This is a genomic window from Pseudomonas sp. CIP-10 (assembly GCF_020911845.1).
Lineage (GTDB): Bacteria > Pseudomonadota > Gammaproteobacteria > Pseudomonadales > Pseudomonadaceae > Aquipseudomonas > Aquipseudomonas alloputida.
On record NZ_CP087160.1, the window covers coordinates 1929553 to 1953081 of the forward strand.

21 protein-coding genes are annotated in these 23529 nt (G+C 64.4%); 14 read left to right on the forward strand and 7 right to left on the reverse strand.

Annotated elements, in window-relative coordinates; genetic code table 11:
* The first annotated feature begins 16 nt into the window (after positions 1-16).
* The 13 genes from LMH93_RS08595 to LMH93_RS08655 all read left to right on the forward strand — a co-directional run bounded on the left by LMH93_RS08595 (position 17) and on the right by LMH93_RS08655 (position 13217).
* Positions 17-364 (forward strand): DUF4389 domain-containing protein, encoded by a 348-nt coding sequence (locus tag LMH93_RS08595; RefSeq protein WP_003251499.1) that lies wholly within the window; start codon positions 17-19, stop codon positions 362-364.
* Positions 361-819: a phosphohistidine phosphatase SixA gene (sixA, locus tag LMH93_RS08600; RefSeq protein ID WP_003251497.1), complete on the forward strand. Its 459-nt coding sequence runs from the start codon at positions 361-363 to the stop codon at positions 817-819. The genes LMH93_RS08595 and sixA overlap by 4 nt, the downstream gene beginning before the upstream one ends.
* 162 nt (positions 820-981) lie before the next feature.
* On the forward strand, positions 982-1356 hold the full coding sequence (locus LMH93_RS08605; RefSeq protein ID WP_017148204.1) for a hypothetical protein: 375 nt from the start codon (positions 982-984) through the stop codon (positions 1354-1356).
* A 92-nt stretch (positions 1357-1448) separates the two neighbouring features.
* Positions 1449-2237, forward strand: a complete 789-nt coding sequence (locus LMH93_RS08610; protein WP_003251493.1) for an alpha/beta fold hydrolase — start codon at positions 1449-1451, stop codon at positions 2235-2237.
* Positions 2234-3088, forward strand: a complete 855-nt coding sequence (locus LMH93_RS08615) for an alpha/beta hydrolase (protein WP_012051749.1) — start codon at positions 2234-2236, stop codon at positions 3086-3088. Before LMH93_RS08610 ends, LMH93_RS08615 begins: the two co-directional genes overlap by 4 nt.
* 109 nt (positions 3089-3197) lie before the next feature.
* Positions 3198-3992 carry a DUF4892 domain-containing protein gene (locus tag LMH93_RS08620; RefSeq protein WP_003251489.1) on the forward strand — a complete coding sequence of 265 codons (795 nt, stop codon included), beginning with the start codon at positions 3198-3200 and terminating at the stop codon, positions 3990-3992.
* A 12-nt stretch (positions 3993-4004) separates the two neighbouring features.
* Entirely contained in the window at positions 4005-5057 is a 1053-nt protein-coding gene (locus tag LMH93_RS08625; protein ID WP_019750854.1) for an AI-2E family transporter, read from the forward strand.
* A gap of 238 nt (positions 5058-5295) precedes the next feature.
* Positions 5296-5385: a K(+)-transporting ATPase subunit F gene (gene kdpF, locus LMH93_RS08630; protein WP_003251485.1), complete on the forward strand. Its 90-nt coding sequence runs from the start codon at positions 5296-5298 to the stop codon at positions 5383-5385.
* Between the two features lie 9 nt (positions 5386-5394).
* A complete protein-coding gene (gene kdpA / locus LMH93_RS08635) occupies positions 5395-7089 on the forward strand; it encodes a potassium-transporting ATPase subunit KdpA (protein ID WP_230065015.1) in 1695 nt (564 codons plus the stop codon).
* 9 nt (positions 7090-7098) lie between these two features.
* Positions 7099-9153, forward strand: coding sequence for a potassium-transporting ATPase subunit KdpB (gene kdpB, locus LMH93_RS08640; protein ID WP_173879708.1), 2055 nt, complete (start codon positions 7099-7101; stop codon positions 9151-9153).
* 10 nt (positions 9154-9163) lie between these two features.
* Entirely contained in the window at positions 9164-9721 is a 558-nt protein-coding gene (gene kdpC / locus LMH93_RS08645; protein WP_019750856.1) for a potassium-transporting ATPase subunit KdpC, read from the forward strand.
* A gap of 149 nt (positions 9722-9870) precedes the next feature.
* Positions 9871-12525 carry a sensor histidine kinase gene (locus tag LMH93_RS08650; RefSeq protein ID WP_003251477.1) on the forward strand — a complete coding sequence of 885 codons (2655 nt, stop codon included), beginning with the start codon at positions 9871-9873 and terminating at the stop codon, positions 12523-12525.
* A complete protein-coding gene (locus LMH93_RS08655) occupies positions 12522-13217 on the forward strand; it encodes a response regulator (RefSeq protein WP_003251475.1) in 696 nt (231 codons plus the stop codon). The genes LMH93_RS08650 and LMH93_RS08655 overlap by 4 nt, the downstream gene beginning before the upstream one ends.
* Before the next feature lie 56 nt (positions 13218-13273).
* Here the strand turns inward: LMH93_RS08655 and LMH93_RS08660 are convergent, their stop codons facing one another.
* Positions 13274-14179 (reverse strand): LysR family transcriptional regulator, encoded by a 906-nt coding sequence (locus tag LMH93_RS08660; RefSeq protein ID WP_012051754.1) that lies wholly within the window; start codon positions 14177-14179, stop codon positions 13274-13276.
* Between the two features lie 78 nt (positions 14180-14257).
* Here LMH93_RS08660 and LMH93_RS08665 point away from each other — a divergent pair, with 78 nt between their 5' ends.
* Positions 14258-15493 (forward strand): flavin monoamine oxidase family protein, encoded by a 1236-nt coding sequence (locus LMH93_RS08665; protein ID WP_230065016.1) that lies wholly within the window; start codon positions 14258-14260, stop codon positions 15491-15493.
* 3 nt (positions 15494-15496) lie between these two features.
* Here LMH93_RS08665 and LMH93_RS08670 read toward each other — a convergent pair whose 3' ends face one another.
* From LMH93_RS08670 to LMH93_RS08695, 6 genes are all read right to left on the reverse strand, one after another.
* Complete coding sequence (locus tag LMH93_RS08670; RefSeq protein ID WP_102885721.1) at positions 15497-18427, reverse strand: aminotransferase; 2931 nt, start codon at positions 18425-18427, stop codon at positions 15497-15499.
* A gap of 213 nt (positions 18428-18640) precedes the next feature.
* A complete protein-coding gene (locus tag LMH93_RS08675) occupies positions 18641-19216 on the reverse strand; it encodes a PIN domain-containing protein (RefSeq protein ID WP_230065017.1) in 576 nt (191 codons plus the stop codon).
* On the reverse strand, positions 19213-19680 hold the full coding sequence (locus tag LMH93_RS08680; protein ID WP_003251469.1) for a helix-turn-helix domain-containing protein: 468 nt from the start codon (positions 19678-19680) through the stop codon (positions 19213-19215). The genes LMH93_RS08675 and LMH93_RS08680 overlap by 4 nt, the downstream gene beginning before the upstream one ends.
* A 144-nt stretch (positions 19681-19824) precedes the next feature.
* A complete protein-coding gene (locus LMH93_RS08685) occupies positions 19825-21432 on the reverse strand; it encodes an ABC transporter ATP-binding protein (protein WP_003251468.1) in 1608 nt (535 codons plus the stop codon).
* Position 21433: 1 nt separating this feature from the next.
* Positions 21434-22453, reverse strand: a complete 1020-nt coding sequence (locus LMH93_RS08690) for an ABC transporter permease (RefSeq protein ID WP_010954919.1) — start codon at positions 22451-22453, stop codon at positions 21434-21436.
* Between the two features lies 1 nt (position 22454).
* Positions 22455-23528 carry a microcin C ABC transporter permease YejB gene (locus LMH93_RS08695; RefSeq protein ID WP_003251466.1) on the reverse strand — a complete coding sequence of 358 codons (1074 nt, stop codon included), beginning with the start codon at positions 23526-23528 and terminating at the stop codon, positions 22455-22457.
* Position 23529 lies beyond the last annotated feature (1 nt).

Here is a 23529-nt window from a genome sequence, read left to right on the forward strand (position 1 = left end):
GAGCAAGGAGCAACACATGAACGATACGCCCGAACGCGCCCAGCGCGAGTCGATCATCCTGCGGGTGCTGTGGATGCTGGTGTTCCTGGTGGTCTGGCAACTGGCCGAGTTGCTGTTGGGTGGCCTGGTGCTGGTACAGCTGATCTACCGACTGGTGTATGGCGCGCCCAGCGCCAGCCTGATGAACTTCGGCGACAGCCTGAGCCAGTACCTGGCACAGATCGGTCGCTTCGGCAGTTTCCACAGCGACCAGAAGCCATGGCCGTTCGCAGACTGGCCGGCCCCGCGTGCGCCGGAAGGTGAAGCCGCGCACGCCGTGGCACCGGCCGCGCATCCGGTGCGTGACGAGGAACCCAAGCTGTGAAGCTGTGGGTGCTGCGCCACGGTGAAGCTGAGCCGCGGGCCAAGACAGATGCCGAGCGCCGGTTGACGGCCCATGGTCGCGAGCAGGTGCTGCACAGTGCGGCTTGCCTGATCGGGCAGCCATTGCAGGCGATTGTCGCCAGCCCTTACGTACGCGCCCAGCAGACCGCTGCGCTGGTGCATGACACCCTGGGTTTCGCCGAACCGGTGCGCACCGTGCCCTGGCTGACGCCCGAGGGTGATGTACAGCAGGTCATCGGCGAAATCGAGCGCCTGGGGCTTGAGCATGTGCTGCTGGTCAGCCACCAGCCGCTGGTAGGCACCTTGGTCGGTGCGCTGGAGCACGGCCACAGGCAACAGCCGGCAGCCATGAGCACTGCCAGCCTGGCAGAACTGGAAGGGGAGTGGCCGCTGGCCGGGTTGATGACGCTTCGGGCCATCCACTCACCCGCGTGAGCCTCCCATGGCTTGTGCAGGCCACTGTTTCGCTCGCGTCTGAATGCTGGCATGGGTAAAGAGCGATAAGGCAACTGGCATTTTTGTCAGTTGTCGCACTTCACCACCGCTTGTTAGCGTTGCCACATGGCAAACATCAGGGAACGGCGAATGAGGGGTGAAATGCTGGAGCTGTTGCGCTCCCTGGACCTGCAACCCACCCTGGAACAGGTTGACCAAGGTACTTCGCTGGATTTCGCCCAATACAGCCTGCTGCGTGAATCGGCCGATGCCAAGCTTTACCACCTGATGCGCAAGGTGAACGACAACCCCGGGCTGGACCCTGTTGCGAGGCAACAATGCGAGCAGGACCTGCGGACGCTGCAGGACGCCTGCCTGCGGGTCTCGCACCTGCTGCAAACCAGTTGTCTGGCCTTGCGCCGCCTGCAACTGGACTACCAGGACCAGCGTCTGGCCCGCGAGGCGCTGGAGAGCCAAGTGGCCTACATGCAGGCCTGCCTGCGTCGGTCGCTGAGCAGTTTCGACCGCTCGGCATGACCTGATCCCCCTCGCCGATGACCTTTATGGACATTGCCGAACCGCCCCGCGATGCAGACAATGGGCCATCATTCCGGTCCGGACCAGGCGCCATGTCGCAGCAGATCTTCTTCGCCCATGCCAACGGTTTCCCATCGGCCACCTACGGCAAGCTGTTTGCAGCGCTGGCGCCGGACTATCAGGTGCAGCACCTGGCCCAGCACGCGCATGACCCGCGCTTTCCCGTGGACGAAAACTGGCAAAGCCTGGTCGATGAATTGTTGCATCACCTGGCGCAGCAGGACCAGCCGGTCTGGGGCGTCGGCCATTCGCTGGGTGGCGTGTTGCACCTGCACGCGGCATTGCGCTGCCCCGAGTACTACCGGGGGCTGGTGATGCTCGACTCCCCGGTGCTCACCCGCGCTGATCAATGGCTGCTGCGCACAGCCAAGCGCTTTGGTTTCATCGACCGCATCACACCGGCCGGGCGCACCCTGGGGCGTCGCGAAACGTTCAATGACCGCGACAGCGCCCGGGACTATTTCGCTGGCAAATCACTGTTCCGCCATTTCGATCCCGATTGCCTCGACGCTTATGTAGAACATGGCCTGCAGGTGGTGGAGCAAGGGCTACAGTTGCGCTTCGACCCTGCTACTGAAATCAGCATCTACCGCAGCATCCCGCACACCAGCCCCGCCCCCGCGCGCCAGTTGCAGGTGCCGCTGGCCATGGTGCGCGGCAACCGGAGCAACGTCATTCGTCGCCACCACACCTTGGCTGTGCGCAGTATGCCCAAAGGTGAATACCACAGTGTACCGGGTGGGCACATGTTCCCGCTGGAGCGCCCGGCCGACACTGCCAGCCTGATCAAGGGCCTGTTCGACCGCTGGAGCCAGGCATGAGCGCACACGTTGAGGAAATTCGTCTGAGCCTGGGCCATATCGAACTGGCTGCACACCTGTTCGGCCCCGAAGACGGGCTGCCGGTGATTGCCCTGCATGGCTGGCTGGACAATGCCAACAGCTTTGCCCGCCTGGCACCGCAACTGAAAGGTCTGCGCCTCGTCGCCCTGGACCTGGCCGGCCATGGTTATTCGGAGCACCGCCCGCCTGGCGCCGGTTATGCCCTGGCCGACTATGCCCATGACGTGCTGCGCGTGGCCGAGCAACTGGGTTGGCCGCGTTTCGCCCTGCTGGGGCATTCGCTGGGCGCGATCATTTCGGTGCAACTGGCCGGCGCATTGCCCGATCGGGTCAGTCACCTGGCGCTAATCGACGGCGTGATCCCGCCGACTGGCGCCGAGCAGGACGCAGGTGAGCGCTTAGGGATGGCACTGCAAGCCCAGTTGCGGCTGGATGGCAAGCGCAAGTCGGTGTATGCGACATTGGAAGCAGGGGTGCAAGCCCGGATGAAAGGCATGGTCGCGGTCAGCCGTGAAGCGGCCGAGCTGCTGGCTCAACGTGGCCTGATGCCGGTGCCCGGTGGCTACAGCTGGCGCAGCGACAGCCGGCTGACCCTGCCCTCGCCGGTGCGCCTGAGCGAGGCCCAGGCCATGGCCTATGTGCGGCGGGTGAGTTGCCCGGCGCTCTTGGTGGTGGCCGCCGACGGTATGCTGGCGCGCCACACCGGGTTGCTGGAGCAGCTACCCTTTGAACAGGTGACACTACCCGGCGGCCATCACCTGCACCTGAACGATGCGCAGGGCGCGGCCCTTGTTGCAGACTGTATCAATCGCTTCTTTGGCTTTGCTTGACTTGCACCGGACAAGTGTCGAGGCTTGGCGGGTTGAACAGGGAGACAACCATGCAACTGCCAGACATCCTGGAGCTTCAATTCGGCGCTGAGCGCCGCCTGGTTCGCCAATGAGCGTACCCGTTTCCATTCGCACTGCCTTGGCTGCCTGTCTGGTGCTCGCCACCCCCGTGTCGTGGGCCGGCGTCCTGCCGGTCCCGCAGGACGCCAAGGTGGTCGATCAACGCCCGGCGACGGAACAGGAGCGGGTCTACCCGATGGGCCCGCTACGCAAGATCAGTGGCCGCCTGCGGGTCGATGACAAAGTCGAAAGCCGCGGTCAGGTCAGCTCGGTAACCTACGAATTGCCCGTCGAGCGGACTGCACGCGAGGCCTTCACCAGTGCCCGCGAAGCACTTGTGCGCGACGGTGGCTACCCGTTGTTCTGGTGTCAGGGGCGTGATTGCGGTGAGGCCAGCCTGTGGGCCAATGATGTGTTCGCCAATGCCCGCCTCAACGGAGGCGACGAGCAGCAGGCGTTCATCCTGCTACGCCGCTCGGCAGACGAGGCCGACACCCTGGTCGCGCTGTACAGCGTTACCCGTGGCAACCGCCGTGCCTATCTGCATGTGGAAGAGTTCATCGCAGGCAGCCCGCTGGGCGAGCTGCTGCCAACCGCTGCCACGGTGCTGCGCGAAATGCGTGACACCGGCAAGCTCGACTACCCTGACCTTGCTGCGCCGCAAGACGCCTGGGTAAACCTGCTGGCCCGCAGCCTGAACCTTGACAGCACCTTGCGTGTCAGCCTCAGTGGCGCCCAGGCTGAGGCCTGGCGCGAGGCGCTGGTCAAGGCCGGGGTGCGCAATCGCCGTCTTGAAGTCGGCAGTGCGCCTACAGACGGCCTGCACCTTGAACTGATCCCTTGAACGAGCACCCTCATGGTTAACAATGATCGCCTGCTGGTCCAGATTCTGCTGGTGGCGTTGCTAGGTGCCGGCCTGTGGGTGATGGCACCGTTCATATCGGCATTGTTGTGGGGGGCCATCCTGGCCTTTGCCAGCTGGCCGTTGATGCGCTTCCTTACGCGCCTGCTGGGCGGTCGTGAGACGCTGGCAGCCGGCCTGCTGACCATGGCCTGGATCCTGATCGTGGCACTGCCGCTGGTGTGGCTGGGGTTCAACCTGGCCGATCACATTCGCGACGCTACGGCGTTTGTGCGTGACGTGCAGGTCGACGGCCTGCCCGATGCACCGGCCTGGTTGGGTGGCATTCCATTCGTTGGCGAGCGTCTGGTCAACGGTTGGCAATCGCTGGACCAGCAAGGCGCAGCCTTGCTTACCTCGATCAAGCCTTACTTTGGGCAGGTGGGCAACTGGTTGCTGGCGCGCAGCGCGCAGATCGGCAGCGGCGTGCTGGAACTGACCCTGAGCCTGGTGTTCGTGTTCTTCTTCTACCGCGACGGGCCACGCTTGGCGGCATTCGTGCTGCGCTTGCTGCACCGGCTGGTGGGCGAACGCGCCGAGTATTACCTGGACCTGGTAGCCGCTACCGTGCAGCGGGTGGTCAACGGGGTGATCGGCACGGCGGCCGCGCAGGCCCTGCTGGCGCTGATCGGCTTCCTGATCGCGGGGGTGCCTGGGGCGATCGTGCTGGGGTTGGTGACCTTCATGCTCAGCCTGATCCCCATGGGGCCGCCACTGGCCTGGATCCCGGCCACCGCTTGGCTGGTGTGGAAGGGCGAATACGGCATGGCGGTGTTCCTGGGCGTCTGGGGCACCTTCGTCATCAGCGGCGTGGACAACGTGCTCAAACCCTACCTGATCAGCCGTGGTGGCAACCTGCCGCTGGTGATCGTGCTGCTGGGCGTGTTCGGCGGCTTGCTTGCCTTCGGCTTCATTGGCCTGTTCATCGGGCCGACCTTGCTGGCGGTGGGCTACAGCCTGCTGCTGGACTGGAGCCGTAACGCGGCGCAGCAGCCGCCACAACAATAAGCCTGTAACGGCCCTTTTGCGGGTTTGCCCGCTTCCACAGCTACCACACAGGCCTTGAAGGCTGTGCAGTACCTGTGGGAGCGAGCGAGCCCGCGAAGAGGCCGTTACAGGCAAACCACAACGCTGATCTTTACGCATTCTTTATCCCCACCCCCATCCCCCGATCTCGCCCCTTTACGCCCCTCCCTCGGACAATTTCCCCAAAGCGGCCCAAGCCGTAACACGGGGAGAACCACACATGAACATGCTCGACGGGCTGTCACTGCTGCTGGCAGTGGCATTGGCGTTTTATCTGCTGGTGGCGCTGCTGCGCGCCGATCGCAGCTAGGGAGCGGCCATGCACAGTTACGATTTCGCCTTGCTCTTGGCATTCTTTGTCATCGTGCTGCTACCGGCACCCTGGCTCGGGCGGTTCTACTACAAGGTCATGGAAGGCCAGCGTACCTGGCTGACGCCTGTGCTGGGGCCGGTCGAGCAGGGCTGTTACCGGCTGGCGGGTGTGAACGCCAGCCAGGAGCAGAACTGGCGGCAATACACCCTGGCCCTGCTGGCGTTCAACCTGGTCGGCTTCCTGCTGCTGTTCAGCGTGCTGCTGTTGCAGGGCCACCTGCCACTCAACCCACAGCACCTGCCTGGCCAGGAATGGTCGCTGGCGTTCAACACCGCCGTCAGTTTCGTTACCAACACCAACTGGCAGGCCTACAGCGGTGAGGCGTCGGTCAGCTACCTGAGCCAGATGCTTGGCCTGACCGTGCAGAACTTTGTCAGCCCTGCCACCGGCCTGGCCGTGCTGGTTGCCCTGTGCCGCGGTATCGCCCGGCGCAGCGCGACGACGCTGGGCAACTTCTGGGTCGACATGACCCGTGCCACCCTCTACGGCCTGTTGCCGCTGTGCTTGCTGCTGGCGCTGTTGCTGGTATGGCAGGGCGTACCGCAGACCTTTGCCGACTACGCCCACGCGCTGACCTTGCAAGGTGCCGACCAGACCATTCCGCTGGGGCCGGCCGCCAGCCAGATCGCCATCAAGCAATTGGGTACCAATGGCGGTGGCTTCTTCGGCGTCAACTCGGCGCACCCGTTCGAAAACCCAACGGCCTGGAGCAACCTGTTCGAGGTGGCATCGATCATCCTCATTCCGGTGGCGTTGGTGTTCACCTTCGGTCACTACGTGAAGGACCTGCGTCAGAGCCGCGCCATCCTCGCCTGCATGCTTGCCCTGTTCCTGATCGGCGGTAGCACGGCGCTGTGGTCCGAACACCAGCCAAACCCGGCCCTGGAAAGCACGCAGGTGCAGCAGACCGCCCCCCTGGAGGGCAAGGAAAGCCGCTTCGGCACCACCGGTTCGGTGCTGTGGACGGTCACCACCACCGCCGCCTCCAACGGTTCGGTCAACGCCATGCACGACAGCCTGAACCCGCTGACCGGTATGGTGGCGATGGTCAACATGATGGTCGGCGAGGTGATATTCGGCGGCGTCGGCGCGGGCCTCTACGGCATGCTGCTGTTCGTCCTTATCGCGGTGTTCCTGGCCGGGCTGATGATTGGCCGTACCCCGGAATACCTGGGCAAGAAGCTGCAGGCCCGTGAAGTGCAGCTTCTGGTGGCAACCCTGCTGGTGATGCCGGTCGGCGTGCTGGTACTTGGCGCCATCGCCGCCAGCCTGCCCGGCCCGGCCGGGGCGGTCACCAACCCGGGGGCGCATGGTTTCAGCCAGTTGCTGTACGCCTATACCTCGGGCTCGGCCAACAACGGCTCGGCCTTTGCCGGGTTTGGCGCCAACACCGTGTACCACAACCTGATGATCGGCCTGGCCATGCTCATCGGCCGCTTCGGCTACATCCTGCCGATACTGGCGTTGGCCGGCAGCCTGGCGGCGAAAAAAAGCGCGCCGCTGGGGCAGAACAGCTTCCCGACTCACGGCCCGCTGTTCACCGGCTTGCTGCTGGTGACCATCCTGCTTGTCGGTGGCCTGACCTTCCTGCCGACCCTGGCCCTTGGGCCAATCGCCGAACACCTTAGCCTGGGTTTTTGAGGACCGATCATGAACATGCCCATTCCTGAAGTGAATAGCCGGCACAATGCCAAGGACCAGACCCGCTTCGCCGCGCTGTGGCGCCCGGCGCTGGTGCAGGCGTTCGTCAAGCTCGACCCGCGTCAGCTCAAGCGCTCCCCGGTAATGCTGGTGGTGGCCCTGACCGCGGTGCTGACCACCGTGCTGTGTTTTGCCCCCGGCGGCGGCGTGAGCACCGGCGTTGCGGTGCAGATTGCCCTGTGGCTGTGGTTCACCGTGTTGTTCGCCAACTTCGCCGAGGCGTTGGCCGAGGGCCGTGGCAAGGCCCGCGCCGACAGCCTCAAGGCCGGCAGCCAGGGCCTGACCGCCCAGCGTCGTCTGCGTGATGGCAGCTACGAGACGGTAGCTGCCAGCGCGCTGCGCAAGGACGACGTGGTACGCGTGGTCGCCGGCGAAATGATCCCCGGCGACGGCGAGGTGATTGAAGGCATTGCGGCCGTCAACGAGGCCGCCATTACCGGCGAGTCCGCGCCGGTAATACGCGAATCAGGTGGCGACCGCTCGGCGGTGACCGGCAATACGCGGCTGGTCTCCGACTGGCTGCTTGTCCGCATCACCAGCAACCCGGGCGAGTCGACCCTGGACCGCATGATCGCCCTGGTTGAAGGGGCCAAGCGGCAGAAGACCCCGAACGAAATCGCCCTCGACATCCTGCTGATCGGCCTGACCCTGATTTTCCTGATCGTGGTGGTGACCTTGCAGCCGTTCGCCCACTTCGTGGGTGGCAGCCTGCCGCTGATCTTCCTGGCCGCGCTGCTGGTGACGCTGATCCCGACCACCATCGGCGGCCTGCTGTCGGCCATCGGTATCGCCGGCATGGACAGGCTGGTACGGCTGAATGTCATTGCCCGCTCGGGCCGCGCCGTCGAGGCGGCCGGGGACGTGCATACGCTGATGCTCGACAAGACCGGCACCATCACCTTCGGTAACCGCCGCTGCAGCGCACTGCATGCTGCACCGGGCATTACCGCCAAGGAGCTGGGGGAGGGCGCCTTGCTGGCCTCGCTGGCCGACGACACCGCTGAAGGCAAATCGATTGTCGAATACCTGCGCCAGTTGCACGACTTTGTCGACCCGCCTGCCGGGCAGTTCGACGCGGTGGCTTTCAGCGCCGAGACACGCCTGTCGGGCATCGACTTCCAGCAGCACCGGTACCGCAAGGGCGCCGTCGATGCGGTGCTGGCCTTCGTCGGTATGCAACGCCTGGAAATGCCGGCGGCGCTGGCCCGTGAAGTCGAACGCATCGCGCAGAGTGGCGGCACCCCGTTGCTGGTGTGCGTCGACAAGCGTTTGCTGGGTGTGATCCACCTCAAGGACGTGGTCAAGCCTGGCATCCGCGAGCGCTTCGCCGAGCTGCGCAAGCTGGGCATCCGCACGGTGATGGTAACCGGCGACAACCCGTTGACTGCGGCCGCCATCGCCGCCGAAGCGGGGGTAGATGACGTGCTGGCCGAAGCCACGCCCGAGAAGAAGCTGGCGCGCATTCGCCAGGAGCAGAATGACGGCCGCCTGGTTGCCATGTGTGGCGACGGTGCCAACGACGCCCCGGCACTGGCCCAGGCTGACGTAGGCATGGCCATGAACGACGGCACTCAGGCTGCGCGGGAGGCCGCCAACATGGTCGACCTGGACAGCGACCCGACCAAGCTGCTGGACGTAGTCCAGGTCGGCAAGGAGCTGCTGGTCACCCGCGGTGCGTTGACAACGTTCTCCATTGCCAACGACGTGGCCAAATACTTCGCCATCCTGCCGGCGCTGTTCGCTGCCATCTACCCGCAACTGGGTGTGCTCAACCTGATGCAACTGGCCAGCCCGCAGAGCGCCATCCTGTCGGCGATCGTGTTCAACGCGCTGATCATCATCGTGCTGATCCCGCTGGCGCTGCGTGGGGTGCGCGTGCAGGCGGCCAGTGCGGCGCACCTGTTGCGGCGCAACCTGCTGATCTACGGGCTGGGCGGCATTGTGGTGCCGTTTGCCGGGATCAAGCTGATCGACCTGCTGCTCAACGCCCTGAACCTGGTCTGAGGAGGCCGCCATGACTGCTTATCTACGCCCGGCATTGAGCCTGGCTTTGTTGATGACCCTGGTGACGGGCGCCCTGTATCCGCTGGCGGTGACCGGTATTGCCCAAGTCGCTTTCCCGAACCAGGCCAACGGTAGCCTGGTACGCGATGCGCAAGGCCAGGTGCGGGGTTCGGCATTGATCGCCCAGGACTTCCAGGGCGATGGCTGGTTCCACTCGCGGCCCTCGGCAGGTGCCTACGCGACCGTGGCCAGCGGCGCCAGCAACCTGTCGCCGAGCAACCCGGCGCTGGCTGAGCGGGTAAAGGGCGATGCGGCTGCGTTGTATCAGGCGCAGCAGGGGCCAGTGCCGCAGGCGCTGCTGACCACCTCGGGCAGCGGCCTGGACCCGCACTTGCCACCGGAGGCCTTGGCCTATCAGATCCCGCGGGTGGCGGCGGCACGGCAGCTGCCGGTCGAGCGCTTGCAAGCCTTGCTGGAACAGGCCACCCTCCACCCATTGATCGGCCCGCCGGTGGTCAACGTGCTGGCGTTGAACCAGGCCTTGGAAAAGCTTGCCATTGTCAGGTAATCGAAGCGCTGGCAGGAAGCCTGTAGGAGCGGGTTCACCCGCGAATGCGGTGGTGGTGCCACTGACGTATTCGCGGGTAAACCCGCTCCTACACGTTAAGGGGGCTTTCCCTGAAGTGGCCGACTGCTGGAAAAAGCAAAGGATGAAACATGAGTGACTCCGCCCGCGCCGATGCGCTGTTGGCCAACCTCCCACGCACCGGCCGGGGCCGGCTGAAGGTGTTCCTCGGCGCTGCCCCCGGCGTCGGCAAGACCTTCGCCATGCTCCAGGCTGCACACGCCCAGCAACGCCAGGGCGTGCAGGTGTTGGCCGGGGTGGTCGAAACCCATGGCCGCGCCGAAACCGAAGCGTTGCTCGGAGGGCTGCATCAGCAGCCCTTGCTGCGCAGCCAGTACCGTGGCGTCACCCTCGAGGAAATGGACCTTGACGGCCTGCTGCGTGCCGCGCCGGCGTTGGCCCTGGTGGACGAACTGGCCCACACGAACGCCCCCGGCAGCCGCCACGCCAAACGCTGGCAGGACGTACAAGAACTCTTGGCCGCGGGCATCGACGTGTACACCACGGTCAACGTCCAGCACCTGGAAAGCCTCAACGACAAGGTCCGTGATATTACCGGCGTGCAAGTGCGCGAGACCCTGCCGGACTGGGTGCTGCAGGAGGCGTTCGAGCTGGTGCTGATCGACCTGCCTCCGCGAGAGCTGCTCGAACGCCTGCGTGAAGGCAAGGTGTACGTGCCCGAGCAAGCTCGGGCGGCCATCGATGCGTACTTTTCGCAAACCAACCTCACCGCCCTGCGCGAGCTGGCCATGCAGACCGCCGCTGCTCAGGTCGATGCCGACCTGGCCCACGGCTATCGTCAGCGCGGCCAGGAGGCGCCGGCCTTGCGCGGCCGGTTGCTGGTGGGCATAGACGGTGACGACCAGGCCGAACGCCTGGTGCGCCATGCCAGCCGCGTGGCCCAGCGCCGCCACCTGCCCTGGAGCCTGGTGCATGTGGACAACGGCCGCCTGCGTGACGAAACCGCACGGCATCGTTTGCAAGCCGCGCAGCAACTGGCCGAGCGACTGGGCGGGGAGGTGGTGCTGCTGCGGGCTGGGGAAGTGGCCCGCACGCTGATCCAGCATGCTGTCGAGCGGCGGGCCAGCCTGGTGCTGGTCGGGCAGTCCCGCAACCGCCTGCATCGGCGTTTGTTCGGCGCGGGTGTGGCGGCGCGGCTGCTGCGCGAAAGCCGTGGCCTGGAAATCAACGTGCTGGACCGCGACGTGCAGCCGCCAGCGCCGCGTTCAGCTGTGCGGCGGGTGTGGGTGTGGCGTCATTACCTGCTGGCGCTGCTGGCCACCGTGATGGCTGCGGGTCTGGCCTGGGCGGTGTCCAGTGTGCTGGCGCTGCCCAATATCTCGCTGGTGTTCCTGGCGGCGGTGTTGCTGGTCGCAGTGCGCAGTAGCCTGGGACCTGCGCTGGCTTGCGCCGCGCTGTCGTTCCTGGCCTATGACTTCCTGTTCATACCGCCCAACTTCTCGTTCACCATCCAGCGCGAAGAAGACGTGCTGACCCTGGTGTTCTTTCTGTTGATGGCTGCGCTCACCGGCAACCTGGCCGCGCGCCAGCGTCGCCAGTTGCAGGCGCTGCGCGAGACCCAGGCGCAGACCAGCCAGTTGCTCGACCTGTCTCGCCGCTTGACGGTAGCCACCGACCGCCAAGCCATATTCAAGGCTGCCGGCCAGCACCTGGACGGCTGGCAGGACACCCAGGTGTGCTTGCTGGAGCGCAACGCCGAAGGCCAGTTGCAAGTGGCCAGCGGGGAAGCCTGCACCTTCAGCGACACCGAACGGGCGGCTGCCGATTGGGCCTGGCAGCACGGGCAGGCCGCCGGCCACGGCAGCGATACCCTGCCTAATGGCCGCTGGTGGTGGTGGCCATTGGCGGTGGACGATCAGCCGCTGGCGCTGCTGGGCGTGCGCCCGCGCAACGGGCAGCCGCTCAGCGACCCACGGCGGCGCCTGCTCACCGCCCTGGGCCAGCCCCTGGCCCAGGCCCTGGCCCGCGCACGCCTGGCCGAACAGCTGGAAGCCGCACGCCTGCACGGCGAAACCGAGCAACTGCGCAGCGCCCTGCTGGCTTCCGTATCCCATGACTTGCGCACGCCGTTGACCGCCATGCGTGGCAGCATCGACAGCCTGCTGGCGTTGGGCGACGCGATCCCGGCCGAAGACCGTCGCGAGCTGCTGGAGGGCACCCGCAACGAGGCCGAACGCCTCGATCGCTACATCCAGAACCTGCTGGACATGACCCGCCTGGGCCATGGCGGCCTCAAGCTGGCCCGCGACTGGGTGGCTCCGGCGGATATCGTCGGCAGTGCGCTTAACCGCCTGCGGGTGGTGCTGGCGCCGCTGCGTGTGCACACGGACGTGCCGGCCGAGCTGCCATTGCTGTTCGTGCATGCGGCGTTGATCGAGCAGGCACTGGTCAACGTGCTGGAAAACGCCGCACGCTTTTCGCCGGTCAATGGTCGGCTTGAGCTGCAGGTGGCCGTGCATGACGACCAGCTGCGCTTGACCGTCAGCGACCAGGGCCCCGGCATTCCCGTAGCCGACCGCGAGAAAATCTTCGACATGTTCTACACCGCCGCCCGTGGCGATCGCGGCGGGCAGGGTACCGGGCTGGGCCTGGCTATCTGCCAGGGCATGATCGGTGCCCATGGCGGGCAGATTCTGGTGGGCGAAGGCATTGATGGCCAAGGCACCAGCATCACTCTATGCTTGCCGCTGCCTCCTCAACCTGAAGCCGAAAGCGAAACCCCATGAGCCACTCCGCCACCCTGTTGGTCATCGACGATGAACCGCAGATCCGCAAGTTCCTGCGTATCAGCCTGGCCTCGCAAGGCTACAAGGTGCTGGAGGCCGCCACCGGTGCCGAAGGGTTGGCCCAGGCGGCACTGGGCAAGCCGGACCTGGTGGTGCTCGACCTGGGGCTGCCGGACATGGACGGCCAGCAGGTACTGCGTGAGTTGCGCGAATGGAGTGCAGTGCCGGTGATGGTGTTGTCGGTGCGTGCCAGTGAAGTGCAGAAGGTCGATGCGCTGGATGGTGGCGCCAATGACTATGTGACCAAGCCGTTTGGTATCCAGGAGTTTCTCGCGCGCGTGCGGGCGTTGCTGCGCCAGGTGCCACAAGCCGGCGGCTCGGAAGTGGCGGCCAGCTTTGGGCCGCTGACGGTGGATTTTGCCTTCCGCCGGGTGACGCTCGACGGCGTGGAGGTGGCATTGACACGCAAGGAGTATGCTTTGCTGGCGCTATTGGCCGGGCACCCTGGGCGGGTGATTACCCAGCAGCAGTTGCTCAAGGATATCTGGGGGCCGACCCATGCGGAGGATACCCACTACCTGCGCATCGTGGTCGGGCATCTGCGACAGAAGCTGGGCGATGACCCCACGGCGCCGCGGTTCATCATTACCGAGGCGGGGGTTGGCTACAGGCTGGTAGCGCCGACAGCATAACCCGCAGCCCAAAGGGCTGGGCGAACGCCTGCAGGGCCTGGATTCGCGCAAGGGGGTCAGGCCCTGGGTGGCTCCTTCTCGAACAGCTGGCGCATGACTTCCAGGTAGCGTCGCGCGCCCAGGCCCAACGGGCGCGACTTGATCCAGATGATGTCTACCCACAAGCGCAGGCGGCTGGCCATGTTGTCGAAGCGCACCTCGGCCAGTGCGCCCGAGGCAATCAGCGGTTCGACCAATGGCTGCGGCAGGTAGGCCCAGCCCAGCCCGGACTGCACCAGGTCCAGCGTGGCCAGGTAGCTGTCGGTCAGCCAGATGCGCCGGGACAGCACCATGCGCGGGTCCGATCCGGTGGCCTTGCCCGAAGCCACGATGATCTGCCGTTGTTCGGCAAAGGCCTCTTCAGGCAATGGCGTACCGCTGTTCTGCCCGGCCGGATGGCGTGGTGAGGCAACGGCCACCAGCAGTTGGCTGCCGGCTTCGAGGAAGGATTCGCGCTCATCGATGCCGGGCCGTTCGAACACCAATGCCAATTGCACACTGCCGTCATGCAGCAGGCGAATGGCTTCGGTCTGGGTGGCCGAACGTACCTCGACTTCCAGGCTGGGAAATGCCTGGGCGAGGATTTCCAGCGGCTGGCTCCAGCGGCCGGTCTGTAACTCGGGCGCCATGGCGATGGTCAGGCGCTTTTCCAGGCCTTTGTGCAATTGCAAGGCCTGGGCATCCAGCAGGTTGAGTTGGCAGATGACCTGCCTGGCCTGGGGCTCCAGCGCCAGGGCGGCGTTGGTGGGCAAGGCTTTGCGCGTGGCCCGGTCGAACAGGGGCAGGTCCAGTTCCGCTTCCAGTTGGGCGATTGCCATGCTCACGGCTGAGGGCACACGGCCCAGCTTGCGGGCGGCGGCGGAGAACGAGCCGGCATCGAGCACCGCGAGGAAAATCGCCAGGGAGTCGCTGGTAAAGGCCATTGTCAGTAAACCTGATGATGATCATCTTTTATGGCTAAAAATTATGAACATTAATGCACCTGCAGGACAGCCCCCTCAATGGAGAAAAGCGTGCACAGACCAACCGCGTGGCATGTCACCCACTGGAGTAGCGACCCGTTCAGCCTTGGTGCCTACAGTGCCTTGCTGCCTGGAGGGTCGCCGTTGCATCGAAGCGCCCTGGGCCAAGTGCTGCATGGGCGCTTGGTCATCGCTGGAGAAGCTTGTAATGCCAGCGCTCCGGCAATGACTCATGGTGCGTGGAATGATGGGCTGCGTGCCGCCGAGGCAGCCGTGAGTGCCGGTGCGAGCAAGGTGATCGTGATCGGTGCGGGGTGTGCAGGCCTGGCTGCCGCTCAACGCTTGCGGGAAAGGGGTGTCGATTGCACGGTGCTGGAGGCGCGTGGGCGAACGGGTGGGCGCACGCACACTGTCGAGTTGGGCGGCGTGAAAGCAGATGAAGGTGCGGCATGGCTTCAGCATTTTGCCGAGAACCCATTGGCCACTGTTGCACTTCAACATGGCTTGGCTTGCGTCGAGACCGATTTCAGTTGCCCGCTTGCAGCAGCGCGCGGCGGGGCGTTGCCGGATATCGACGCCGCCTGGGATGCCTTGACCAGGCGTCTCGATCGGCAACAGCCTTTGCCTGACGCGATCGATGGCTACATGGCCACACTCGACCCCGCGCTCGCGCGTGCCACGCAGTTCGCCATCGACGCCAACCTTGTACTGGAAGCGTGTTTGCCCGTCGAGCAACTGTCGGTCTGTGCCTTGGATGAAGCGGGGGTCGGGCATGGTGATCGTGTGCTGCCAGGCGGCTACAGCGAGCTTGTCGGCTTGCTGTCGAAGCACCTGGATATCCGCCTGAACAGTCCTGTCACCCACATCGACTGGTCGAGCGCGCGCGTCAGGGTGAATGAAGAGGTGTGCGACTTCTGCATTTGCACAGTCCCGGTGGGGGTTCTGAAAACGTTGCACTTTACCCCTGCGTTACCTGAAACACAGCAGGGAGCGTTGGCGCATCTGGGGATGGGCAAGCTGGAGAAAGTGATTCTGCAGTTCGATGAGCGATGGTGGCCGTGCTCACCCTCAGGCTACCTGCGCTGGTACGACGTACCCGCCAGTTGGGGGGAATGGCTGGACCTGACCGATGCTGTCGGCAAGCCCACCATTGCCGGGCTGATTGCCGCCGATGCGATCGAGCGGCAGTTCACCGGGCGCACCGATGAACAGGTGGCCATGGCCGCGTGTGAGGCATTACAGGCGTGGGCCGCAGCCGTCGGGCCCACGCGTTGACACTTACAGGCCTTCGTCCAGCACCCGGTCAATGCTGTCGACAAAGTAGTCCACGCTGGCCCGGCTGGTGCACATCGGTGGCTTGATCTTGAGGATGTTCAGGTAGTCGCCGGTCGGCTGCATGAAGATGCCCAGGTCACGCAGGCGATCGCACAGCATCATGGTTTCTTCGGTGGCCGGCTCCAGGGTGGTGCGGTCGCGCACCAGTTCCAGCCCCAGGTAGAAGCCCGAGCCATGTGCCGCGCCGGCCAGCGGGTGCTTGTCGACCAGCGCCTGCAGGCGTGCCTTGAAGTAGCGCCCGGTGTCACGGGCGTTGTCCCACAGGCCTTCCTCCTGCATGACATCCAGCACCGCCATGCCGATGCGGCAACTGACCGGGCTGCCACCGGCCGAGGAGAAGAAGTAGCCCTCGGCCTCCAGCGCCTCGGCGATTTCGCGACGGGTGATGACCACGCCCAGTGGCTGGCCGTTACCCATGCCCTTGGCCATGGTAATGATGTCCGGCACCACGCCTTGTTCCTCGAAGCCCCAGAAGTACTCCCCCAGGCGGCCATAACCCACCTGCACTTCGTCGGCGATGCACACCCCGCCGCGCGCGCGGACCTTGGCATAGGCTGCGCGCAGGTAGCCTGCGGGCAGCGAGATACCGCCGGCATTGCCGTACACCGGTTCGCAGATGATGCCCGCCAGCTGACGGCCACGGGCGTCGAGGTCAGCCAGCTTGGCGTCGACGTCTTGCAGGTAGTCGGCGGCGCTGTCGGCCCCGCGGAAGCGGCCGCGGAAGGTGTTCGGCGCTTCGACTGGGTGTACCCAGTCCGGGCGGGTTTCCAGGGCTTGCGGGTTGTCGGCGATCGACGTGGAGATGGCATCGGTGGCCACTGACCAGCCGTGGTAGGCCTCCAGCACACTGAGCAGATCGCGCCCGCCACTGTAGGCCCAGGCCAGGCGAATCGCCAGGTCGTTGGCCTCGGTGCCGCTGTTGACCATGAACACCCGGTCGAAACCTTCGGGGGCCAGCTCCAGCAGGCGCTCGGAGAATTCGGTGATTGCTGCGTAATGGAAGCGCGAGTTGGTGTTCAGCAGCGACCACTGCCGCGCCGACTCGGCAACCATGCGTGGATGGCCATGGCCCAGCACCGCGACGTTGTTGAGCATGTCCAGATAGGAACGGCCTTGCATGTCGATCAGGTAGTTGCGCCAGCCACGTTCAATGTGCGGCGGTTGCGCGTAGTAGTGCTTCTGCGAGCGGGCGAAGCTGGCATCGCGGCGGGCCAGCAGCGCTTGCGGATCGGGTAGCGGCTCGGCATCGCAATCGAAGCCCAGCAGGGCGGCCGGTGACGGGCACAGGGCCAGCCAGGCGGCGGCTTGTGACGGCGTGGCGAAGCGCGGCGGCTGGGTGCCATTGTCCAGGCATACCTGCACGCTGAGGAAGCCGCAGCTGCTGCCCAGGGGCTGGCCTTTCTCCACGGCCTGGCCGTCTGCCGGTGCGTCTTCCAGGCCTTGCAGCCACAAAGCCCAATGCGGGGTGCTCAGGCAGCCCCGGCCGTCGCCGCGGTGCTGCCAGGTGCCGGCTGCCGGCGCTTGCACCGGGCTGCCGTTGGGCACATGCAGCTCGACGAAAAGGGCGCAGGTGGCGGGCTCTTCGGGGCGATCGATATGGGTTTGCGACAGGCGGTACTGCCCGTGCAGGCTGCAGGCCGGGGCGGCTTGCGACGTCAGCAGATGCAGGTCGTAACCGGGTTGCTCCCAGTTGCCGGCCTCGAAGTGTTTGCTCAGGACTCCCAGGTCCACCCGTGTGACAGCCTGCCCGGCCAGCTCGGGGAGCAGGGGGGCGCAGTCGCTCCAGTCCGGCGCCGTGGGTTGCAGGCCCGCAGCCTGCAGAATGGCCACCTCCATCAGGGCGAAAGGCACGGCGGTGGCCGTGTCGAAAATTTCCCATTCGTGGGCAATGTTATCGCGGGTGTACTGGTTGCCCGGGTCGACGGTTAGCTGTTGTTCGCTGCTCAGCACCAGCACGGCAGCGCGGTTCACCACCAGCGGCCACAAGGCGCGCAGTTCGGCCTCGGTCAGCGGGTTGAGCGCCTGGTAGGCCTGCACGGCGGGCAGGATGCGCAGTGGGTCGCCCTCGGCGTGGTGCAACAGCGCAGCGCAGGTCACCGACAGGTCGGCGATACGCCAGGTGCGCAGCAGGTCGCCGAAATCGATCACGCCTTGCAGTTGCCACTGACGCTGGGCATCACGGGCCCACACGGTGTTGTCGTCGGTGATGTCCAGGTGCACGGCCTGACTGGGCAGTTGATCGACCAGCGGCAACAGGCGCTCGTTGGCCTGTCGCGTGGCGTGTTCGATGCGGGCGCGCTGCCCGCTGTCCTGCAGCACCGGTAGCAGGTGATCGATCAGTGCTCCGGCATGCTGCGGGTCCCATTGCAAGGTACGCGCAAGGCCCGGGTGATCGAAATGGGCAAGCGCCTTGTCCAGCTTTGCACAGAGCCCGCCCAGTTCAGCCATCAGGCGCGGCTCCATGTGCTTGAGGCGGGTCAGCGGTTGGCCCTCGATGTAGTCGAGCAGGCGCAGGCGCAGTGGTTGCGCGTCGATGTGCAGTTCCAGCAACCCCATGCCGTTGTGGGCTGAGCGCACGGCGGGTACCGGCAAACCTTGATCGCGCAGGAAGGCCAGGGCGGCGTGCTGGGCTTCAAGCTCCAGCTGGGCGTAGCTGCCGTGGCAGGCCTTCAGCACATAGCCACCCTGCGGTGTGACCACGCGAAAGTTCAGGTCTTGCTGGCTGCCCAGTACCGAAAGGTTGCCGGCAAGGCCATAGTGGGCCTGCAGCACGGCGTGTGCCTGGGCTTCGCTCAGCGTTGGGCTGGGCAGGCCGGAGCGCTGGATCAGGGTGGCCAGGGCAGGGGAAGCGGGCTGGTGTTGTGGACTGGACATGGGCTCTACCGTGGGTACTGGGAGTTGACGGCGGAGAATTTATGCCCGATTCGGCTGATGATGGAAGACGATTATTGTCAGAAAAATTGATCACCGCTGCTTGATTCTGTTGGCGTGGTAACGAGCGAGGCTTTTCATAGGCTTGGTTTTACGTGCATGGCTGATCAATCCCGGATGATTGCCTTGCTGCCAAAGAAAGTCTGCTGGACATACTCAGAGGAGGAACTTGAATGCTGAAAGCAGTTTCACTGTCTCGGGAAGCTTCTGCTGAAGCAGCCTGTCGAGATACTGCTGTACGTTGTGCGGTGGGTTCTTCAGCGATATTCGCTGCCGCTGGGCAGCTTCGAGGACTGCTGCCTTGTCCAGGTCCCAAAGGTCAGCGATGAAGTCGTCCGGATGCAAGGGTTCAATATCGAAGGCACCAAGAACCGCCTTGGGAAAATCCTTCAAATTGAAGGTGACGATGACCGAAGCGTTGCACTTGATTGCAGCTGCGAGAACATGTCGATCATCCCGATCTGGCAAGTCCAGCCCTTCGACCAGTGAATCGTAGTCAGTGACGAGTGCATCAGGCACCGTAGCATCCATTAGCGATGACGTGCGATCCAAATGTTCAGGCGTGAGGTCAGGTCGGTTGAGTAGCAGATTGCGCTTCCACTCGTCATGAATGCTCGCTGACCAACGTGCCCGGTAGATGCCCGTCAGCGCTAGGTTCATCAGGAAATCACGCAGTGGGGCAGGGTAAAGTACATTCGCGTCGTATATGGCCGTGAAGGGCGAGTGCTTCATTCGTACCCCATCTTCAATTCCTGAGCTTGGGCTGCTAGCGCATCCATCGCAGTCCGGCTCACCCCATCACGTTTGTCCTTGTAGGCAACCAGGTCGGAGAATTTGACACGACGATGGCGGCCTGTCTTGGTGTGCGGAATCACCGCTTCGTCGAGCAGCTTTACCAAGTGCGGCCGGGAGACGTTAAGCAGGTCTGCTGCTTCCTGGGTAGTTAGTTCGGCGTGGATTGGAACGACTTTGACTGAGTTACCCAGGGCCAGTTCGCTGAGAATCTCGCCGAATAGGCGTAGGGCGAAAGTAGGTACTTCAACAACCTGGCGCTGATTTTCCTCGTTGAGCAGTTCGATCCGTTGGGTATCTGATTTTGTCGAGAGGAACGCTGCCAGCGTGCGGCTTGACTCGACTGCCACGGCAATTTCTTTCTCATCAGGAAGCACATGGCGAGAGAGGTTGGCGGTGGTCATGGGCATCTCCAGGGGGGTATCGATTGCGGGGCTGTGGCAACGATGCAACAGCCTGAGTTCGAGTTATATTCGAAATATTCGAAAATCGCAATAAACGAAACGACCGATCAAAGGATGATTGCTTGGCGCACACGCCCCCTTTCCCTACGAACCCCCAACCTCCAAAAACGCCGCCTCCAGCAACTGCCGGGTATACGGATGCTGCGGCGCATGGAAGATCGCCTGCGCGTCCCCTTGCTCCACCACATGCCCATGCTTGATCACCATCAACTGGTGACTCAACGCCTTCACCACCGCCAGGTCATGGCTGATGAACAGGTAGGTCAGGTTGTACTTTTGCTGCAGGTTACGCAGCAATTCCACCACCTGCCGCTGTACGGTGCGGTCCAGTGCGGACGTGGGTTCATCCAGCAGAATCAGTGCTGGCTTCAACACCAGCGCCCGGGCAATGGCAATGCGCTGGCGCTGCCCGCCGGAAAACTCATGGGGGTAGCGATGGCGCGTGCGCGGGTCCAGGCCTACTTCCTCCAGGGCCGCGATAATCGCCGCTTCCTGTTCCTGCGCGGTGCCAATGCCGTGGATGCGCAGCCCTTCGCCGACAATGTCCGCCACGCACATGCGCGGGCTCAGGCTGCCAAACGGGTCCTGGAACACCACCTGCATTTCCCGCCGCAGGGGGCGCACGGCTTTCTGGTTCAGCCCTTCGAGGTTCTGCCCATGAAAGCGAATGCCGCCCTGGCTGGAAATCAGCCGCAAGATCGCCAGGCCCAATGTGGACTTGCCCGACCCGGATTCGCCAACAATGCCCAGCGTCTGGCCCTGGGGCAAGCTGAAGTTGACCCCGTCCACCGCCTTCACATGGTCGACCGTGCGCTGCAGAAAGCCCTTCTTGATCGGGAACCACACCTTGAGGTCATCCACCTCCAACAACGGCGCGCCCACCGGATTGTGCGCAGGCAGCCCGCTGGGCTCGGCATTGATCAGCATCTGGGTGTAGTGATGCTGTGGCGAGCTGAACAGCGTGGCGCATTCGGCTTGCTCGACAATTTGCCCGCGCTGCATCACGCACACACGATGGGCGATGCGGCGCACCAGGTTCAGGTCATGGCTGATCAGCAGCAGGGCCATACCCATCCGCGCCTGCAATTCCTTGAGCAGCTCGAGGATCTTCAGCTGCACGGTCACATCCAGCGCCGTGGTCGGCTCGTCGGCAATCAGCAGCTCGGGCTCGTTGGCCAGCGCCATGGCAATCATTACCCGCTGGCGCTGGCCGCCCGACAATTCGTGGGGCAGGGCCTTGAGGCGCTTGCGCGGCTCTGGAATGCCGACCATATCCAGCAACTCCAGGGTGCGCGCAGTCGCTTCCTTGCCCGTCAGGCCCTTGTGCAGCAGGAGGATTTCGTTGATCTGCTTCTCGATGCAATGCAGCGGGTTGAGCGAGGTCATCGGCTCCTGGAAGATCATCGCAATGCGGTTGCCGCGAATGCGCTGCAGGGTCTTCTCGCTCTGCTGCAGCAGGTCCTTGCCTTCGTAGCGGATGCTGCCGCTGGGGTGCCGGGCCAGGGGATAGGGCAGCAGGCGCAGGATCGAGTGCGCGGTGACCGATTTGCCCGAGCCACTTTCGCCCACCAGGGCCAGTGTCTCGCCTTTGCGAATATCGAAGCTGACGCCGTCCACCACCCGGTTGACCTGGTCCCCGGTCACGAACTCCACGGCCAGGTCCCGCACTTCGATCAGGTTCTGTTCACTCATGTCACTTCCTCGGGTCGAAGGCGTCGCGGGCGGATTCGCCGATGAACACCAGCAGGCTCAGCATCAGCGCCAGCACGGCAAAGGCGCTGATGCCCAGCCATGGCGCTTGCAGGTTGGACTTGCCCTGCGCCACCAGTTCGCCCAGCGAGGGCGAACCGGCGGGCAGGCCGAAGCCGAGGAAGTCCAGGGCGGTGAGGGTGCCGATGGCGCCGGTGAGAATGAATGGCATGAAGGTCATGGTCGAGATCATGGCGTTGGGCAGGATGTGCCGGTACATGATCGCGCCGTTGCGCATGCCCAGGGCGCGCGCGGCGCGCACGTATTCCAGGTTGCGCCCGCGCAGGAACTCGGCGCGTACCACGTCCACCAGGCTCATCCACGAGAACAGCAGCATGATCCCCAGCAGCCACCAGAAGTTGGGCTGCACGAAGCTCGCCAGGATGATCAGCAGGTACAACACAGGCAGGCCGGACCAGATTTCCAGAAAGCGTTGCCCGGCCAGGTCGACCCAGCCACCGTAGAACCCCTGCAGGGCGCCTGCGATGACGCCGACAATGGAGCTGGCCACGGTCAAGGTGAGGGCAAACAGAACCGAAATGCGGAAGCCGTAGATCACCCGCGCCAGCACGTCGCGGCCCTGGTCGTCGGTGCCCAGCCAGTTGTCCGCCGAAGGTGGGGCGGGGGCGGGGACGCGCAGGTCATAGTTGATGCTCTGGTAGCTGAACGGTATGGGTGCCCACAGCACGAAGCTGTCTTTCTTCGCCAGCAGCTCGCGGATGTAGGGGCTCTTGTAGTTGGCTTCCAGCGGGAATTCCCCGCCGAAGGTGGTTTCCGGGTAGCGCTTGAACGCCGGGAAGTACCATTGGCCGTCGTAACGTACGGCGATCGGTTTGTCGTTGGCGATCAGTTCGGCGCCCAGGCTCAGCCCGAACAGAATCAGGAACAGCCACAGCGACCACCAGCCACGGCGGTTGGCCTTGAAGCGCTCGAAGCGCCGGCGGTTGAGGGGGGACAAGGCCATGTCAGTGCTCCCGGCTGGCAAAGTCGATGCGCGGATCGACCAAGGTGTAGGTCAGGTCGCCGATCAGTTTCACCACCAGCCCTAGCAGGGTGAAGATGAACAGGGTGCCGAAGACCACCGGGTAGTCGCGGTTGATGGCCGCTTCGAAACTCATCAGGCCCAGGCCGTCGAGGCTGAAGATCACCTCGATCAGCAAGGAGCCTGTGAAGAAGATGCCGATGAACGCCGAAGGGAAACCGGCGATCACCAGCAGCATGGCGTTGCGGAACACATGACCGTACAGCACCCGTGATCGGCTCAGGCCCTTGGCTTTGGCGGTGACCACGTATTGTTTGTTGATCTCGTCGAGGAAGCTGTTCTTGGTCAGCAGGGTCATGGTGGCGAAGTTGCCGATGACCAGCGCGGTGATCGGCAGCACCAGGTGCCAGAAGTAGTCCAGCACCTTGCCGGTGGTGCTCAGTTCGTCGAAGTTGTTGGAGGTGAGGCCACGCAGGGGGAACCAGTCGAAGTAGCTGCCACCGGCGAACAGCACGATCAGCAGGATGGCGAACAGGAAGGCCGGGATGGCGTAGCCGACGATGATCGCCGAACTGGTCCACACGTCGAAGTGGCTGCCGTGGCGCACCGCCTTGGCGATCCCCAGCGGGATCGACACCAGGTACATGATCAGCGTGCTCCACAGCCCCAGCGAGATCGAAACCGGCATCTTCTCGGCGATCAGGTCGATGACCTTGGCGTCGCGGAAGAAGCTGTCGCCGAAGTCCAGCCGGGCGTAGTTCTTGACCATGATCCACAGGCGCTCGGGCGGCGACTTGTCGAAGCCATACATGCGCTCGATTTCAGCGATCAGGGCCGGGTCCAGGCCCTGGGCGCCGCGGTAGTTGGAGCCGGCCACGGAAACCTCGGCGCCGCCACCTGCAATGCGGCTGGTGGCGCCTTCGAAGCCTTCGAGCTTGGCGATCATTTGCTCGACCGGGCCACCGGGGGCGGCCTGGACGATGATGAAGTTGATGATGAGGATGCCGAACAGGGTCGGAATGATCAGCAGCAGGCGGCGCAGGATGTAGGCCAGCATC